Genomic DNA, 17,300 nt, shown 5'->3' with positions numbered 1-17,300 from the left:
TTCAGAGAGGAGCATTTCTCATGAGCAGTCAAATCGACACCATTTTCAACCCGACATCCATCGCCATCGTGGGTGCCACCAACCGGCCGCAAAGCGTGGGCCAGGCGGTGGTCCGCAACCTCATTCAGGGGGAATTCCAGGGGGTGCTCTACCCGGTGCACCCGACCCTCAAATCCGTTTTCGGCATCAAGGCTTACAAACGCCTTGGCGACATACCCGATCCGGTCGATCTGGTGGTCATCATCATCAAACCGGAGATGGTGCCCGCGGTGTTAAGGGATGCCGCCCAGAAGGGGATTTCCAGCGCCGTGGTGATCACGGCCGGTTTCAAGGAAGTCGGCGGAAAAGGGGCCATTCTGGAAAAAAAGATCCAGGAACTGGCCGGCCACCACCGCATCCGCCTGGTGGGCCCCAACTGTCTGGGGGTGATCAACACGGCCGCCGAAGTGCGCATGAATGCCAGTTTTGCCCGCAAAATGCCCCGGCCGGGCAACATCGCCTTCATTTCCCAGTCGGGGGCCCTGTGCACGTCGGTTCTGGATTACGCCGAGGGGCGCAAGATCGGGTTTTCCAAGTTCATCAGCTTCGGCAACAAGGCGGATGTCAACGAAATCGACCTGTTGCGCTACCTGGGAGAGGATCCGGCCACCAAGGTGATCTGCATGTACCTGGAAGATCTGTCCGCCGGTCAGGAGTTTATCCGGGTGGCCAGTGACATCTCGTGGAACAAGGGCAAGCCGATCCTGGCGGTCAAATCGGGCACCTCTTCGGAAGGTGCCCGGGCGGCGGCGTCCCATACCGGATCCCTGGTGGGAACGGATTCGGCCTACGATGCAATTTTTCTGCAAAGCGGTATCCAGCGGGTAGAGGGGGTCAACGAGCTGTTCCACTATGCCATGGCCTTTTCCCGCCAGCTCCTGCCCAGGGGACGACGCATCGCCATCGTGACCAACGCGGGAGGGCCGGGCATCATGGCCACGGACGCGGCGGTGCGCCACGGTCTGCAGCTGGCCACGTTCTCCCCGGAGACCGAAGCCCGGCTCAAGGAGTCCCTGCCGCCCACGGCCAACATCCGCAACCCGGTGGACGTGATCGGCGACGCCACCCATGAGCGCTACGAGGTCGCCCTGAAAACCGCCTTGCAGGATGACAACGTGGACGGGGCCATCGTTTTGCTGACCCCCCAGGCCATGACCGACATCCTGGAAACGGCCCGGATCGTGCCCAGCGTGGCAAAGGATATGAACAAACCGATCCTCTGCTCGTTCATGGGCATCGTGGATGTTTCCGAAGGGGTCGCCCACCTGGAAAGCAACGGGATTCCCAATTATGTGTTTCCCGAGGCGGCCTCACGGGCCATGGCGGCCATGGCCCGCTTTGGCGAACGGTTGGCGATCGGGAACCGCGTCCTGCCGGAACTGACCTGCAACCGCGATCATGCCAACGATCTGATTCGCGCCAAACTCGACGGCAACCTGAAATGCTACCTGCCGGAAAGGGAGGCCGCCGACCTGCTGGACAGTTATGGCCTGCCGCTGCTGGCCAGCCGCCTGGTGACCGGACCGGACGCCATCGACGCAGCCGCTGAAGGCATCCGCTTCCCCGTGGCCATGAAGATCGTTTCCCGGGACATCGTCCACAAGGTGGACGCGGGGGGCGTCCGGCTGAACATCGCCGACGCGGTTCAGGCCAGGGAGGCCTTCGCACAGATCGTGGAGAACGGGAGGCGGTTCAACCCGGATGCCCGCATCGACGGGGTGCTCATGCAGGAGATGGCCGGCAAGGGGGTGGAGGTGATCCTCGGGTGCGCCCGGGACGCCAAATTCGGCCCCATCGTCATGTTCGGGCTCGGCGGCACCCTGGTGGAAGCCATCAAGGACGTGACCTTTCGCCTGGCGCCCATGCGCATTGCCAGTGCCGAGAACATGATCCGTTCCATCAAGACCTTCAACGTGCTCCAGGGGATCCGCGGCAACCCGCCGTCGGATCTGGAGGCCATCAAGGACTGCATCCTGCGGGTGTCGACCCTGGTGGCGAACCATCCGGAAATCAGCGAACTGGACATCAACCCGCTGATCGTCTATCCCGAGGGCAAGGGCGCCGTGGTGGCCGACTGCCGGATCATGCTCCGGTCCACGAGCGCCTGAGCCGGACCCGCGCCCCTGAGAGCAAGGCCATGCGGCGACATTTTTCAAGCGCTAAGGCCGTGCCGGTTTCGATGACCGGTTTTGCAGCGTCCGGTCAAGCGGTCAGGGAACGCTCAACCATGTCCACGAAGTGCTCGAACAGGGCCCTGCGACCGATGCCGAAGGCGGCCTCGAAATGCCGCCGTCGCATTCTGAAAATTTTCATTACCCCGAAAATCTGGCCCCAGAGAATCAGCATGAGCTGGCGCGGGGTCAGATCGCTTTTCAGCCTGCCGGCGGTCATCCCGGTCTCAATGGCGGCCGTCACCAGACGGGCCATATCATCGGATACCTGCTGGCACCGTTCTAAATGGCTGTCCGGATCCGTGGACGCATCGCGGTCATGGTAAATAAAATAGCGGCTTTCGTATATCATGATCAGGTCCAGGTATTCCGGATGGTCGATGGAAAAGTCGAAAAAGGCAGCCGCCAGTTCACGCAGACCGCTGCCGGCCGGCACTTCCGCCTCAAGGGCGCGTTTTAAGGCCTCGCGCAGGCCTTCCAGCCCCCGCAGCACCACTGCCAGAAAAATATCCCGCTTGTCCCTGAAGTAAAGGTAGAGGGTACGCTTATTGTAGCCGGCGGCATCGGCGATGGCCGGCAGCGTGGTTCCCTCAAAACCGTTTTCGAAAAAGACGGCTTCGGCGATTTCCACGAGTCGTTGTTTGCGCTGCTCCTGCTCCCAGGCCTTGCGGTCGGTGGAAACCATCCCATTTCCTTTGGCTGAAAGCCCCATGATGCGGGGACTTTTGATTTGACAATGATGGCTGGTGAATGTTATTTCACCATAGTGAATAAAAAAACATTCCAATGAATATCAATTTTTCCTGTTTGCCGTCAAGGCACAAGATGAACGAATCGTCAGCGTTTCTGCTTTTTTCAATGGCCACGGTGGCAGCGGCCGGATACGTGCGCGGCTACGGCGGATTCGGATTTTCCATGATCACGGTGGCGGCCCTGTCTTTTTTTTACACGCCGGCGCAGGTGGTGCCGGTGGTGTTGCTGCTGGAGGTGGCCGCCAGCCTGTTCCTCCTGCCCGGTGCCTGGCCGTCGGTCGCCTGGCCGGTTCTCTCATGGATGCTGCTCGGGGTCTGCCTGGGAACGCCCCTGGGGGTCTGGCTGCTCGCCGGCATGTCTCCGCCGGCCATGAAAATGGCAGTGGCCGCGATTATTTTCATGCTGGCGCTGCTCTTGCGTCGGGGGTTCGCGGTGGTCCGGCAACTGAACCGGCCGGAGACGATCGTCGCCGGGGTGGCCGCCGGTGTGCTCAACGGCGCGGCAGCCATCGGCGGTCCGCCGGCGATTCTCTTTTTTTTCTCGACGCCGTCAGGGGCCGCGGTGTCCCGGGCCTCGTTGATCTTTTTTTTCATGGTGACGGACATCCTGGCCGCCGGCGCCTGTATCGCGTCCGGCCTCCTGACCCCCGGCCATGCCGGGCGGGCCCTGATCCTGGCCCTTCCCATGACGGCGGGCCTGTTTCTGGGCAAACGGTCCTTTTTGCGGACCTCCGAGACAAGGTTTCGAAAACGGGCCCTGCTTTTTCTGATGTGGCTGTCCGGGCTGATGCTGGTGCGGGCGGTATATGAAGTGGCGGCATGACCCTTGACCACCCAATGCCAAACAGGAGCGATCCAATGAAAATTGCCAGACGGGGAATGACCCGGGAAGCCATCTTCGACCGATTGGCCGAATTTCGAAACCATGACATCAAGTGGCAGGAGGGGCGTACCTACGGCTATATTTTCGACCCGGGAAAGGAGGTCCTGGAGGTAGGCAAAGCGGCCTACACCGCATTTTTGTCGGAAAACGGCCTGGATTTCACCGTATTCAAGAGCCTGCTGCGACTGGAGCGGGAACTGGCCGCCTTCGGGGCCACCCATCTTCGGGGAGACCGCCGGGTGGTGGGCAACTTTACCTCCGGCGGCACCGAAAGCATCCTCCTGGCGGTGAAGGCCGCAAGGGACTGCTACCGGGAGCGGCGTCCGGAGATCACGGTGCCGGAAATGGTCCTGCCGGCCACGGCCCATGCGGCCTTTCACAAAGCGGCCCATTACCTGGGGGTAAGAGCGGTGACGGTCTCCGTGGATCCGGAAACCTTCCGCGCCGACGTGGAGCGGGTGAGATCCGCCATTACCGGCAATACCATCATGATCGTGGGCTCGGCGCCGTCCTATGCCCACGGGGTCGTGGATCCGATTGCCGAAATGGCCGCACTGGCGCAGGAACATGAGCTGTGGATGCATACCGATGCCTGCATGGGCGGCTTTCTGCTGCCTTATTTCCGCCGCCTGGGAGAACCGGTGCCGGATTTCGACTTCACGGTGCCCGGTGTGACCTCCATCAGCCTCGATCTTCATAAATATGCCTACACCCCCAAGGGGGCGTCCTTGGTTCTCTACCGCAACAAAGCGTATCGCCGGCATCAGATATACGCCTGCTCCCGCTGGATCGGGTATACCATCGTCAACAACGCCGTGCAGAGCAGCCGGTCCGGCGGCCCCATGGCGGCGGCCTGGGCGGTGCTCAACTATGTGGGTGACGACGGCTACCTGGAGATGGCCCGCAAGAAGCTGGCGGCTGTCAGAACCATCGCCGACGGCATTGAACGGATCGACGGCCTGCGGCTGCTCACCCGCCCGGACATGTGCCTGATTTCCTTTACGTCCGACGAGGTCAACGTTTTTCACATCATCGATGAGATGAACCGCCGCGGATGGTATATCCAGCCGTCGCTCTCATTCGACAATTCGCCGGCCCACATCCACCTGTCGGTCAGTGCCTCCAACGTGGGCTGGGAACACGACCTGCTGGACAACCTGGCCGAGTGCGTCCGGGTCGCCCGAACTCTGCCGGAGGGGGAGTTGACCGCTCTGATCAAGGGTGGCCTGCAAGGGGTGGACCTGTCCACCATTTCCGATACGCAGATCATGGACATGATGGCGGCGGCCGGCGTTGCGGACGGCTCCCTGCCCGGCCGCATGGCCGACATCAACGGGGTTCTGGATGCGCTGCCGGCCCCGGTCCGCGAAAAGGTGCTCACCGCATTTGTCAATGACATGTTTTCTCAACCCTGATGGCTGCAAGCGTCAGACGTTCGTATCAATAAGGAAATCCCGATGAACACGCCTTTCCCCTTTGACGGCATGCTGGTCTTCGCCTTTTTGTCAGCCCTTTTGCTGGCCGGCGTCGGGTTGCGGGCCCGGGTGGGGTTTTTCCAGCATTTTCTGGTGCCCGGCTGTCTCATCGGCGGCCTGATGGGGCTGGTGCTCATGCACACGGGGCTGCTGAGCCTGGAGACCGCGACCATCGAGGCCGTCGCCTATCATTTTTTCAACATCTCGTTTATTTCCGTGGGACTGACGCACGACGACAACGGCGGTGAACATGCGGCCCGGACCGGGATGCTCAAGGGGCCGGCCTGGATGGCCCTGATACAGGGACTCACCTTTCCCATGCAGGCGTGCCTGGGCGGCATGCTGGTGATTCTTCTGGGGTGGTTCGGTGTCGGGCTTTTTCCCACCTTCGGTTTCCTGGTGCCCCTGGGGTTCAACGAAGGCCCCGGCCAGGCCCTGTCCATCGGTAAAGTATGGGAAGGCGTTGGGTTTGCCGATGCCGCCACCATCGGGCTGACCTTTGCCGCGGTCGGTTATTTCTGCGCTTTTTTTATCGGGGTTCCCCTGGTGAACCGGGGCATCCGCACGGGGCGGGCCACATTCGCTCCCCGGCGGCTTCCCGGGGAATTTCTTACCGGTATCCTCGATGGAAAAACGACCACAGAATCGGCAGGCCGCCTGACCCTTCATTCGGGAAATGCGGAAACCCTGGCGTTTCAGGCAGCCCTGGTGGGCGGGGTGTATGGCCTGACCGCCCTGGCCATCGCCGCCCTCGGACGTCTGCTTCCGGCCGATGTCGCCGGAATGCTGTGGGGGTTCTTTTTCTTTTTCGGCCTGGGCATGGCCCTGATGGTCAAATGGATCCTGAAACGGCTGAACATTATCCACCTGGCGGACGCGGGCTTACAGCGCCGGATCACCGGGTTTTCGGTTGATTTCCTGATCGTGGCCACGGTGGCGGCCATTCAGCTGAAGATCGTCTGGGACTACTGGCTGCCCATCAGCTTGATGGCGTTGGTCAACGGGTTTTTCACCACCATGCTGGTGGTCTATTTTGGCCGGCGTCTGTCGGCCTACAGCCTGGAACGGACGGCAGCCATTTTCGGGGTCGTCACCGGCACCGTGTCCTGCGGCCTGCTGCTGCTGCGCATCGTCGATCCGGATTTCAAAACGCCTGTCGCATACGAAATCGCGGTCATGAATGTCTTCGCACTGCCGGTGGTCGGTGGCTGTACCGTGCTGGTGAACGGCCCCTTGTGGTGGCACTGGCCCCTGTGGGTGGGCATACTGGTTTTTGCCGGGGTCGGGGCGGCGGCATTGATGGCAATGAAACTGCTGGGGCTGCTGGACGGCGCACCCGCCGGACCTCCCCCGAAATGAGGGCAGCCGCCGGGTGCGCCGACCGATCGCTGGACATCCAATGGAATTTCCTAGATTGGATGGTTCTCGATATCGGTCAAAAATCGATCCAGAATGCCATAGAGCCGTTCGATGCTCTGGATCTCGACATGCTCATCCGTTGAATGCTGGCTGCTGTTGCCGTCGGCGCCCCACACGATGCCCGGGATGTCGAACTGGGACAGGAAGCGGGCGTCGCTGGCCCCGTGGGCGATGCCGGTGCCGGTTTTCGGTGCCAGTGCCCGCAGGCGGTCCAGGTAGGGTGATGCGGGGCTGATGAACAGGGGTTCGCGCTCTTTGATGATCACCTCGCTGGAAACGGCTGACCGAATAGCGCCGATCAGGTCATCCGGATCGTCATTTTCCGTGTAACGGATGTCGAAGGTGGCTTCCGCCCGGTCCGGGACCTGATTAACCGAGTCGCCGGCGTGGATCACCGACAGGTTCATGGTGCGATGCCAGTGCTCCGGTTGTGTCTGATCGTCGAAGAGCCGCTTGACGATAAGGCAATCGTCGATCAGCCGCTCGATGGCATTTTCCCCCATCCACGGCCGCGCCCCGTGGGCGGTTTTGCCGCTGGCAACCAGTTTGAGCTGCAGGATGCCCTTTTCCTTGACCACGATTTTTTCCACGTTGCCGCCGTCCAGGGCGATACAGAAATCACAGGCCGTTTCCGCCAGGGCGCTGCGGGCGCCGTTGATTCCGCCGACCTCTTCATCGCCGGTGATCAGCACGCCCAGGGGCGTGGACGGGTCGGCCGCACCCCTGCGGCGATTTGATTCCATGCGGTTTTTCAGCAGCACCATGGACAGGGCCGCGGCATATTTATCGTCTATGGCGCCGCGGCCATAGAGCCGGCCATTCTTTTCAACGGGATCGAAAAGCGGATCAGCCGCGTTAACCACGTCGATATGGGACATCAGCAATAGCGCTGTCCGCCTGCCTGCCGGCAGCGCACGGATCGATGGCACGCCATTGAACGTCATGAACGTGCAGGGAATGTCATGATTCCTGAACCATGTTTCGATGAACCGGGCACACTGGTGAATCGCTTCCGGGTTGGCGTGGGTGGATTTAAAGCGGATCAGGTCTTTGGTCAGGTCGACGATCTCTCTCAGGACCGGGGATGTTGGTTCAGCTGTGGTATCGATGGTGACTCTCCTTGGTTGATTCGTTTCACGTTGATTTCGATGGGCCCCAATTTAATGCCAACCGGATGGAATGTAAACCACTGGATGGCGGGAGGATCGGGTTTAGTGCAAATCTCCGGCCCGAGCCGCTGAAACGGACCGCCCCTTCCCGCCCCCCTGCATGTTGGCCGTCGACATCAGGCCACGGGCATTTGTAAGAAAAAGTATTACACAACAATCAGAAATACCCCAATTGACCGCTTTTCCATGCGCTGTTAGCTTGCAGATCGTGCAGGAAGTTTTCTGGCGCTCTGCGGCGATGCACCCCGGTCGCCGCGGATAACCCCCATCAAGATGCAGGAGGAACGAATGAGGAACAAATTTTTTACGATCGCAATCGGTGTCTGCGCGGTTCTGATGATGACGATGACCTTTTCGGCCGATGCCAACGCCAAAGCCATTTACAAATTCGGCGGCGGGCCTGCCGGTGGTACGTTTCAGTTCATGGCCGGTGGCATTTCCACCTATCCGCCTGTAAAAGCCATCAAGGAGTTCAGGGTGCTCGCCGGTGCTTCCGGAGGCAGCGTGGAAAACCTGCGCAAAGTCAACTCCGGGGCCTATGCCTTCGGCGTGGTCTATTCCGGCCATGTCTATCAGGGACGCAACGGGCTGATGAAAAACGATACCAGGAAATATGAAGATGTGCTGGGCGTAGGCTATTTCTACGGTGCCCCGGCACAGCTGGTCGTTAAAAAAGGCAGCGGCATCAAAAGCGTCAAGGATCTGGCTGGGAAAAAAGTCGGCGTGGGCAATGCCGGTTCCGGCGCCTTTGCCAACTGCGAACTGTTCTTCAGTCACATGGGCGTCTGGGACAAGATTGAACGCAACGCCATGGGATACAACGATGCGGCCGCCGCTTTCGGTAACAACCAGCTGGATGCCTTCTGGCTGTTTGTGGGTTATCCGTCCGGTGCCGTGGTTATGGCCGCCCAGCAGAACGACATCGAAATGATTAACCTGGCGGCAGATGCCGAAGAATCCGGTTTCTTCGATAAATACCCCTATTTTTCGCGGTTGAAAATTCCGGCGGGGACCTATAAGGGCGTCGACTACGACGTCCCCTCTTTTCAGGATTCCGCTTTGTGGGTGGCCAATGCCAAGGTTCCGGCGGACGTCGTTTACGCCCTGCTGTCCAAAATTTATACCCCCGAAGGTCTGGCCCACATGGTCAATGTGAAATCCACTGCCAAGGCCATGAGCGTCGAGGGCGGGATCACCGGTATTATCACCCCGCTGCATCCGGGTGCCGAGAAGTTCTGGAAGGAAAAAGGTGTGTTGAAATAGGAACGATTGCAGTCATGGGCCGGCAGCATGGGCTGCCGGCCCTTTTTCCATCCCAAATTCCAGTGGAGGCATTATAAACAGCCGAGGCGCTGTTTGTCATTCCCGCGAAGGCGGAAATCCAAAGCTGATTGGTACTGGATTCCCGCCTTCGCGGGAATGATATATCGGGTGACTGATAGCAATCTTGGTAATTACTTACTCATACAGAAGGCAGGGGCCGCCGTGTACGACCAATTAAAACGATTCGAACAGATCCTTTTCGATGTGCTCTCGGTATTATTGGTATTGTTCTACTCCTATGCTGCCGTGGTCCAGCCGGCATCCACGCAGTACCACCGGGGAATTTATGTCATCATCACCTATGTGCTGGTGTTTCTGCTCTATAAATCCAAATCAACCGTCATGCGGGTGGTGGACTACATCCTGATCCTGCTGTCCATCGTCTGCATCGGCTACTGGATACTCAATTTCGAGGCGATCAACTACCGGACAGGGGCGGAAAACGCGATTGACAAGACCGTTGCCGTGGTCGGTGTCCTCATCGGCATCGAACTGGCCCGGCGGGTGGTGGGAAACGCTTTCGTGATCATCGGCACCGTGATGCTTTTATACGGTGTCTACGGCCCCTATGCCCCGGATCTGTTTGCCCATCCGGGCGACACCTTCCCCAATCTGTGTACCACCATCTACTACATGAGCGACGGTGTTTTCGGCATCATGGCCAACGTGCTGGCCACCTACGTGATCCTGTTCGTCCTGTTCGGTGCGTTTCTGGAGAAGAGCGGTGCCCAGCGTTTTTTCATCGACTGGCCCCTGGCGGCCGTGGGCCACAAGATTGGCGGACCGGCCAAGGTGTCCGTCATTGCATCCGGCCTGTTCGGCTCCATTTCCGGCAGCGCCATCGCCAACACGGTTTCGACCGGGGCCTTTACCATTCCGATGATGAAAAAAGCGGGTTTCCGGCCCCATATCGCCGGCGGCATCGAACCGGCGGCCTCCATCGGCGGCATGTTCATGCCTCCCATCATGGGTGCCGGCGGGTTCATCATGGCGGAACTGACCGGCGTGCCCTACTCGCGCATCATGCTGGTGGGGCTCTTTCCGGCCTTCATGTACTTTTTCAGCGTGTTCATGATGGTGCACTACGAAGCCAAGATGTACAACATCGTGGGTGAACGCAGCGAACACAGCGCCATGGAGATCCTCAAAAAGGAGTGGTTTTTCACCCTGCCGTTGATCATCATCACCATTTTCATGTTGACCGGTTATTCACCGGGCTATTCGGCCATCCTGGGCCTGGCTACCTGCATCATCGTCAGCTACAAATATGAGGAGAACCGTATCGACAAGACCATGGCTGTGGTCATGGCCCTGGTGCTGGCAGTTCAGCTGACCTCTCTGTTTCTGAGCAAGACCGTGGGCGCCGATGCGGGACGAAGTTTTCTCAAGGTTTTTTCCGAAGGCAAGATGGTTTGGGCCGGCATCGGCATTTGCGCGATCTGGTATATTCTCAAGAAAGATCAGCGGCCTAAAATCAATACCGGGTTGAAGCGCTTTATGGAGGCCTCCCGTTCGGGAACCGAAAACAGCCTGAAGATCGGGGCCACCATTGGGGTCATCGGCATTATCATCGGGGTGTTGACGTATACCGGCCTGGTACTGACCTTTGCCGACATTGTCATCGAACTGGCCGGCGGTTCGCTTCCGCTGACGATCCTGTTTATTGCCATGGCCTCGTTGGTCCTGGGCATGGGCGTGCCGGTGACGGCCGCCTATCTGATCACCGCCGTGGTAGCCGTACCGGCCCTGACCCACCTGGGCGTCAATCCCATTGCCGCCCACATGATCGTCTACTGGCTCTCACAGGATTCGAACATCACCCCGCCGGTGTGCATCGCCGCCTTTGCGGGGGCGACGATCGCCAAGGCCAACATGTGGCGCACGGCCTTCGCCGCCTTCAAATTTGCCAAGTTTCTGTATCTGGGGCCGTTCCTGTTTGGCTACGTGCCGGCCTTCTCCCTGGACGGCAGCGCCATGGACATCGTCAAGGCCTTTGTCCTGATCATATTGGGCACCTGGCTCTATTCCTATCTGTTGAGTGGCATCTGGATCAAGCAGATCGGCCGGTGGTTTAAAAAAGCCCCGGCCGCCTGACCGATCGACGCAATACGGTTTTCGCACCCGCTGCCGATCCTCATGGAAACCCCTGCCTTGCCGGGCGGGGGTTTTCACGTTTATATGTCTAAGGGAGCGTGACTTGCCGGTCGGCGACCATGAGATGGTTTTGGTCTTGGTTCGCGTTTTGAAGCAGTGCTATTTTTTTCAGGTCAAATGCGTGCTTCAGATGGCGGAGATTATTTTTGTTCAGGCCTTGAACGCGTGAGACCATGGTGGGGTGGACGGTGATGGTCAGGGGGTCCGGCGGGTTTTCCATCCTGCCCAGTGCGGATGAGATGGCATCGAGAACGATTTCCCCGTGCACCAGATGGCCGAAGGCCGGGTGGTAGGGGCCGGCGATGAAGTCGCCTGCCCGGGTCAGCCCGTCCGATGCCTGGAGCCCCATGCGCACCACTGGAATGTGGTGGGTCTTGAAAAAAAGGTAGAGCCGTTTTACCAGCGTGACACACGCCGCCAGTCCCATGGGATGATAGCGGCCGGAAAGGAACCGGCTGGCCAGCGGGCTGCCCTTCAGGACCAGGGTGGGATAGATGCGGACAAAATCCGGCTGCAGGGCGGCAATCCGGCAGGCGGTTTCCATGGCGCCGTCGTCGTCGTCCTCGGGAAGTCCCACCATCATCTGCAATCCGACCTGATAGCCCCGTTTTTTCAGCAGGGCGGTGGCAGCCACCGTGTCCGCAGCACGGTGACCCCGCCCGGCAGCGTCGAGAACCGGGTCGTTCATTGATTGAACACCCAATTCCACCGTGGAGACCGGAAACCCGTTTAACAGATCAAGCATTTCCGGCGTGACCGTGTCCGGCCGGGTGGAAAAACGGATGCTGTCCACATCCGCCTCCTGCACAAAGGGAATGGCCGCTTCCAGCAGGCTCAGGATGGTTGTTTTTCCGAGTCCCAGAAAACTGCCGCCGAAAAAGGAAATCTGGGTGGTGGAGGGGCGTTTTTTCCCGTATTTCAGAAAACGGTTGACTTCACGGTGGATCTGATCCCGGGAGGGTGTTTGTACGGATTTGCCGGTGATGGATTGCTGGTTGCAAAAAATACATTGGTGGGGGCATCCCATGTGGGGGATGAAAAGAGGAATGATCAGGGGCCTGCCGGCCGGGGTGGTGTCGCCGCGGGGTGTCATGGGCGATCGGATCGGTCCAGAAGTTCCAGGCCTGCCCGGGCGGCTTCCTGTTCGGCCGTTTTTTTGCTTTTTCCATCCCCTTCGGCCGCGATTCCGGATACCGACATGCGCACCGTGAAAATCTTTTCGTGATCCGGTCCGCGTTCACCGACGACCTGATATCGGGGCACTTCGTGATACCTCGACTGGACGCGTTCCTGAAGCCTGCTTTTGTAGTCGGTTTCATATCCCGTTTGGGTTGCGGCACGCAGCCGTTCCCGGAATTGACACCCCACAAAGGTGAATGCGGCATCAAACCCGCCGTCCAGATAAATGGCGGCGATCACCGCCTCGGTGGCATCCGCCAGGATGGAATTTTTTTCCCGGCCATCGGTCAGCGCTTCGCCTTTTCCCAGCAGCAGGTGGGCGCCAAGGTTTATCTGCCTGGCAACCGTGGCCAGTTGTGTTTCATTGACTAAATGCGCCCGGTTCCTCGACAGTTCGCCTTCAGCCAGATCCGGGTATCGTTCCATCAAAAGGTGGCTGATGGCCAGGTTCAGCACCGCATCCCCCAAAAATTCAAGCCGCTCATTGCTGCTGATGTCCGTCTGGGGTTGTTCATTGACAAATGAACTGTGGCGAAGGGCGGCGGTAAGCCGTTCGGCGTTGTTGAATCGGTATCCGAGTGCCTGTTCCAGGGCTTCCCGGGAGGGGGGCTGCGGGGTCGGGTCATCCATGGTCATCGCCCTAAACGCTCCATCAACTTTTCGTAAATCGAGTAGGGCACGAAAAAACTGCCATCGCCTGAACCCATGCGGATTCCAGGCGTGACCTCACCATGAAAGTCCGTACCGCCGGTGATCAGCAGGTCGTATTTACGGGCCAGCCGGCAGTACTCGGCGGTGGCGGCTTCGTTATGGCCGGGGTAGATGGCTTCGATGCCCTTCAATCCCATGGTTTGAAGGGTCAGTAAAAAGGCCTCGAAGGTTGTCGGATCGGTCAACCCGGTCAAGTAGGGATGCGCCAGCACGGCAATACCGCCGGCGTCGTTAATGGTGCCGATGGCCTCTGCCATGGGGACGCGGTATTTTTCGACATAGGCCGGTCGATTTTTCCCCAGGAACCGATCAAAGGCATCGTTAATGGATGCCGCCATTCCCTTTGCGACCATCAGCCGGGCGATATGGGGCCGTCCGGCTGTGGCGCCACCGACGACCCGGGCGAGTTCATCGGTGCTCAGATCCAACCCCAGGGCATTGAGCTGAGCGATAATTTGTGGATTCCGGTTTTCGCGGGAGCGTTTCAGGACCCGCAGCATTGCATTGAGCCCCCCATGGTCGGGATCAATTCCGTATCCGAGGATATGGACACTGCCGTTGACCCTATACCCCTCGGGGGAGGCCGCGCTGATTTCGATCCCGGTCAAAAACCTGAGTGTGGATGGAATACCGCCGGCAACGGCGGCGGCTGAACCGGAGAGCGAGTCATGGTCGGTGATAGCGATGGCTTTCAGGCCCAGCCGGACTGCCATCGCCAATATCTCGGATGGGGTCAGGGTGCCGTCAGAGGCCGTTGAGTGGACATGCAGATCTATCCCGGTGCGCGGGTCAGATGCCAAGGGCTTTTTCAAAAGCCTCCTCTTTGGTCTTGCAATCAATGCACTGGGTGGTGACCGGCCGGGCTTTGAGTCGTTCAACGGAAATATCTTCACCACACTTTTCGCAGATACCGAAGGTGCCATTTTCGATCCGATCAAGTGCTTTTTTCACTTTCTTGATCAGTTTGTGCTCCCGGTCGCGAATTCGCAACATGAAGTTGCGGTCTGATTCCAGTGTAGCCCGGTCCGTGGGATCTGGAAAATTTTCTTTCTGTTCCGTCATCCCGGAAACGGTTTCGCCTGCATGACTCAGCAATTCCTGCAGCCGCTGGTGAAGGAGCTCTTCAAAAAATTTCAAGTCTTTTTTGTTCATCGCTCAATCCTGCAAAAAGAGAAGTGTCCTATTTTTACCGAAATATGCAAGCTAACACAATGATATGGGCATGTAAAGAGCTATTGTGTCGTCAACGCTGACTCCGAAGGATTTATTGGCTTAAAATTTTAGATGGTTGCCCCTAAAACCGAGCCATATCCGGACGGGGGCACCCGCTTTTTCTCCAACACGGAGGGCCAGGTCTCATATTTTTCTTGAGTCCTGCCGATAAATCCCTTATATTCATTAATATTCACGAAACCGTTAACTGAAGGGAAAAATGCATGGCCGGGTCAAAAGTTGCCTACGAAACGGATTACCGGACGGTAACCATTAAAACCATAGACGGTTCAACGGTTCAGGGCCGTGTAAATATTTCACCCAACCAGCGGGTATCCGATCTGCTGACCCTGCAGAAAGGTCCTTTTCTGGTGATTGTGGATGCCAGTTATCAGGACGTCAAAGGCAAAACCCTGTTTATCAACAAGGGGCACATCGTCTGGATCGAGCCTGAGGATTGATACGCCCTGACATCCAGGGACGGGCGTTTCGCGAGACGCCGGCCGGCCCTTGCGTTTTTTCGATGCCGGTTGTGGGGGCCGTCAGGACAGTTCTGAGGCCACGGCTTCCAACGTTTTCATGTTGTTGACATTGAATATGCGGTGGTCGTAATCCGTCGGAATTATTTTTTTGAGCAGGCCGGCCAACACCTTTTTCGGGCCGACTTCCACGAAAACCGCCACTTCTTCAGCCATCAGACGACGAACGGTGTCGTACCATTTCACCGGACTGCACAACTGCAGCGCCATCAGCCGTTGGATTTCTTTTCCGTCATCGCACCGGTCAGCCGTAACGTTGTGGATAACCCTGTTTTCCGGTGATCGGAACTGAAAGGTCTCCAGAAAATCGATGAATTCCTTTTCGGCCCCTCTTATCAGATCGCTGTGCCAGGCCCCGCTGACCTTCAGTGGAATCGCCCGGGCACCTTGTGCCTGTGCCGCTTCCGAGACGGCCGCCACCGCTTCCGGGCTGCCGGTAATGACAATCTGCTGTTCGGAATTGTGATTGGCCACGGCAACCACGCCCGTCTGCCGTCCGGTTTCCACCAGGGCGTCCACCGCCGCGATATCCAATCCAATGACGGCGCTCATGGCGCCCTTGTGTTTCAGCGACTCCCGGTGCATCAATTCGCCCCGTTTGAATACCAGGGCGAGGGTGTCCGCCATGGAAACCACACCGGCGGAGGCCAGCGCACTGAATTCTCCAAGGCTGTGACCGGCAGAAAAACTGCAATTGATGCCGGCGTTTTGGATGGCTGCCAGGCAGGCCAGGTTGACGGCCGTAATCGCCGGCTGGAGGTTGACGGTTTGCGTCAGGGTTTCCATGGGACCGTTGAAGCAGAATCGGGAAATATGGGCGCCGGCAATATCGTCGGCTGCGTCGAAGATTTCCCTGACAAAGTCGTATTCGTCGAACAGGTCCTGCCCCATACCCACTGATTGAGAGCCCTGTCCGGGAAACAGGAATGCTATTTTTTTCATTGATTTTCCTCGAGGTTGAAAAGTTTTCGTGTCAGGTCCAGGGACGCCGATTTATTGCCATGGCAGCCGTCCTTTTTCAAAAAATCGGTGGGCCCGTGGAGGATTTTATTCACCAGGGCGCTTGTCATGCGCTCGATGGCGCGCTTGTCGGTGTCGGAGAGATGGCTCAGCGATCCGAGGGTCTTTTCCAGTTCCTGTCTGGCCATGGCTTCCACTTTGCCGCGCAATGAGACGATCGTCGGCACCACCTCCAGGGTGTCGTACCACCTGCGAAAGCCAATTACGGCTTCATCGATGATGCGCCGGGCTTTAACGGCCTCCCGGTTTCGGTCTTCGACATTTTCATCCACGATGCCCTTCAGGTCGTCAATGTCGTAAACATAGGCGTTGCTGATCCGGTTGATGCCCGGATCGATGTCCCGGGGCACGGCGATATCGATGAAAAAGAGACTGCGGTTGCGGCGGCTTTTCATGGCGTCTTTGATCTGATTTTTGTGCAGCACGTATTCAGTGGCGCCGGTGGAACTGATGACGATGTCCACGTCTTTGATGCCGTCGATAATTTCCTCGAAGTTAATCGCCTTTCCACGGAAACGGTCGGCCAGTTCAACACCCCGTGCAAAGGTGCGGTTGGCCACGGTAATGGTGCCGGCCCGGTTGCGGATCAGATGGTCCACGGCCAGCTCGGCCATTTCCCCGGCCCCGATCAGCATGACCCGTTTGCCTTCAAGATCGCCGAAGATCTTTTTCCCCAGTTCGATGGCGGCATAGCTGATGCTCACCGCGTGGTCACCGATACCCGTTTCCGTGCGTACTTTTTTGGCCACGAAAAAGGTGCGGTGGAGCAGTTTGTTGAGGATCGTCCCGGAGGTGCTTTCCAACGTGGCCTTGCGATAGGCTTCTTTCATCTGGCCTAGAATCTGGGGCTCGCCGACCACCATGGAATCCAGGCTGGCGGCAACCTGAAAGGCGTGTCGCACCGCGTCGTCCCCCTCATACAGGTAGAGTGAACTTTCAAACCGGGAGAGGGGAATTTTTTTGAACTCGGCAATGAATTGTTTGGCAATGGCGACGGCGGCCCTGCGGTCGTCGACCGCCATGAGCAGCTCGATCCGGTTGCAGGTGGAGAAAAGGACGGATTCGCCGATGGCCGGGTTTTCCCGAAGCATCATCAGTGCCCGATCGGTTTCTTCCGCCGTAAAGGCGATGCACTCCCGAACATCTACGGAGGCGGTTTTGTGATTCAGCCCAAGCAGTACAATATCGCGCATAGTTCATTACCACTGTCAGCTCGCGGCAGCTTGCAATGACTGCCGGGAGGCCCCGTGGTTT

The 17,300-nt window shown here is 58.5% G+C and carries 16 protein-coding genes; 8 read left to right on the top strand and 8 right to left on the bottom strand.

Features of this window, described 5'->3' with window-relative positions; all coding sequences use genetic code 11:
- Positions 1-20 precede the first annotated feature (20 nt).
- Complete coding sequence (locus DSCA_RS19340) at positions 21-2,147, top strand: acetate--CoA ligase family protein (protein WP_155317986.1); 2,127 nt, start codon at positions 21-23, stop codon at positions 2,145-2,147.
- A 94-nt stretch (positions 2,148-2,241) separates the two neighbouring features.
- Here the strand turns inward: DSCA_RS19340 and DSCA_RS19335 are convergent, their stop codons facing one another.
- Complete coding sequence (locus tag DSCA_RS19335) at positions 2,242-2,895, bottom strand: TetR/AcrR family transcriptional regulator (protein ID WP_167527871.1); 654 nt, start codon at positions 2,893-2,895, stop codon at positions 2,242-2,244.
- A gap of 140 nt (positions 2,896-3,035) precedes the next feature.
- On the opposite strand from DSCA_RS19335, the gene DSCA_RS19330 reads away from it, so the two are divergent.
- From DSCA_RS19330 to DSCA_RS19320, 3 genes are read left to right on the top strand one after another with little or no spacing between them, the layout of a single operon-like run.
- The gene (locus tag DSCA_RS19330) at positions 3,036-3,785 is read left to right on the top strand and encodes a sulfite exporter TauE/SafE family protein (RefSeq protein ID WP_167527870.1); all 750 of its coding nucleotides are present in this window, start codon (positions 3,036-3,038) and stop codon (positions 3,783-3,785) included.
- A 35-nt stretch (positions 3,786-3,820) separates the two neighbouring features.
- Entirely contained in the window at positions 3,821-5,260 is a 1,440-nt protein-coding gene (locus DSCA_RS19325) for a pyridoxal phosphate-dependent decarboxylase family protein (RefSeq protein ID WP_155317983.1), read from the top strand.
- Positions 5,261-5,302: 42 nt separating this feature from the next.
- The gene (locus DSCA_RS19320) at positions 5,303-6,679 is read left to right on the top strand and encodes a sodium/glutamate symporter family protein (RefSeq protein ID WP_155317982.1); all 1,377 of its coding nucleotides are present in this window, start codon (positions 5,303-5,305) and stop codon (positions 6,677-6,679) included.
- 50 nt (positions 6,680-6,729) lie between these two features.
- Here DSCA_RS19320 and DSCA_RS19315 read toward each other — a convergent pair whose 3' ends face one another.
- Positions 6,730-7,617: a M20 family metallopeptidase gene (locus DSCA_RS19315; RefSeq protein WP_197904629.1), complete on the bottom strand. Its 888-nt coding sequence runs from the start codon at positions 7,615-7,617 to the stop codon at positions 6,730-6,732.
- Between the two features lie 84 nt (positions 7,618-7,701).
- On the opposite strand from DSCA_RS19315, the gene DSCA_RS19310 reads away from it, so the two are divergent.
- The 3 genes from DSCA_RS19310 to DSCA_RS19300 all read left to right on the top strand — a co-directional run bounded on the left by DSCA_RS19310 (position 7,702) and on the right by DSCA_RS19300 (position 11,325).
- On the top strand, positions 7,702-7,980 hold the full coding sequence (locus DSCA_RS19310; protein WP_155317980.1) for a hypothetical protein: 279 nt from the start codon (positions 7,702-7,704) through the stop codon (positions 7,978-7,980).
- 216 nt (positions 7,981-8,196) lie between these two features.
- Positions 8,197-9,171 (top strand): TAXI family TRAP transporter solute-binding subunit, encoded by a 975-nt coding sequence (locus DSCA_RS19305; RefSeq protein WP_155317979.1) that lies wholly within the window; start codon positions 8,197-8,199, stop codon positions 9,169-9,171.
- A gap of 222 nt (positions 9,172-9,393) precedes the next feature.
- A complete protein-coding gene (locus DSCA_RS19300; protein WP_167527869.1) occupies positions 9,394-11,325 on the top strand; it encodes a TRAP transporter permease in 1,932 nt (643 codons plus the stop codon).
- Positions 11,326-11,413: 88 nt separating this feature from the next.
- Here DSCA_RS19300 and DSCA_RS19295 read toward each other — a convergent pair whose 3' ends face one another.
- Genes DSCA_RS19295 through dksA form a run of 4 tightly spaced genes read right to left on the bottom strand, consistent with a single transcriptional unit; the run spans position 11,414 to position 14,427 of the window.
- Entirely contained in the window at positions 11,414-12,478 is a 1,065-nt protein-coding gene (locus DSCA_RS19295; RefSeq protein WP_155317977.1) for an elongator complex protein 3, read from the bottom strand.
- Entirely contained in the window at positions 12,475-13,194 is a 720-nt protein-coding gene (gene rnc, locus DSCA_RS19290) for a ribonuclease III (protein ID WP_155317976.1), read from the bottom strand. The genes DSCA_RS19295 and rnc overlap by 4 nt, the downstream gene beginning before the upstream one ends.
- Before the next feature lie 2 nt (positions 13,195-13,196).
- Positions 13,197-14,087, bottom strand: coding sequence for a PHP domain-containing protein (locus DSCA_RS19285; protein ID WP_231716219.1), 891 nt, complete (start codon positions 14,085-14,087; stop codon positions 13,197-13,199).
- On the bottom strand, positions 14,065-14,427 hold the full coding sequence (dksA, locus tag DSCA_RS19280; RefSeq protein WP_155317975.1) for an RNA polymerase-binding protein DksA: 363 nt from the start codon (positions 14,425-14,427) through the stop codon (positions 14,065-14,067). The genes DSCA_RS19285 and dksA overlap by 23 nt, the downstream gene beginning before the upstream one ends.
- Positions 14,428-14,711: 284 nt before the next feature.
- Between dksA and DSCA_RS19275 the strand changes: the two genes are divergently transcribed.
- Entirely contained in the window at positions 14,712-14,948 is a 237-nt protein-coding gene (locus DSCA_RS19275) for a DUF6812 domain-containing protein (protein WP_155317974.1), read from the top strand.
- A gap of 81 nt (positions 14,949-15,029) precedes the next feature.
- Here DSCA_RS19275 and fabD read toward each other — a convergent pair whose 3' ends face one another.
- Both fabD and hemA read right to left on the bottom strand, forming a co-directional pair.
- Entirely contained in the window at positions 15,030-15,968 is a 939-nt protein-coding gene (gene fabD / locus DSCA_RS19270) for an ACP S-malonyltransferase (RefSeq protein ID WP_155317973.1), read from the bottom strand.
- Complete coding sequence (gene hemA / locus DSCA_RS19265; RefSeq protein ID WP_155317972.1) at positions 15,965-17,239, bottom strand: glutamyl-tRNA reductase; 1,275 nt, start codon at positions 17,237-17,239, stop codon at positions 15,965-15,967. The genes fabD and hemA overlap by 4 nt, the downstream gene beginning before the upstream one ends.
- Between the last annotated feature and the right edge of the window lie 61 nt (positions 17,240-17,300).

The organism is Desulfosarcina alkanivorans, from assembly GCF_009688945.1.
GTDB lineage: Bacteria > Desulfobacterota > Desulfobacteria > Desulfobacterales > Desulfosarcinaceae > Desulfosarcina > Desulfosarcina alkanivorans.
Note: the sequence above shows the minus strand (reverse complement) of the source record. Positions and strands in the feature narration are given on the sequence as shown.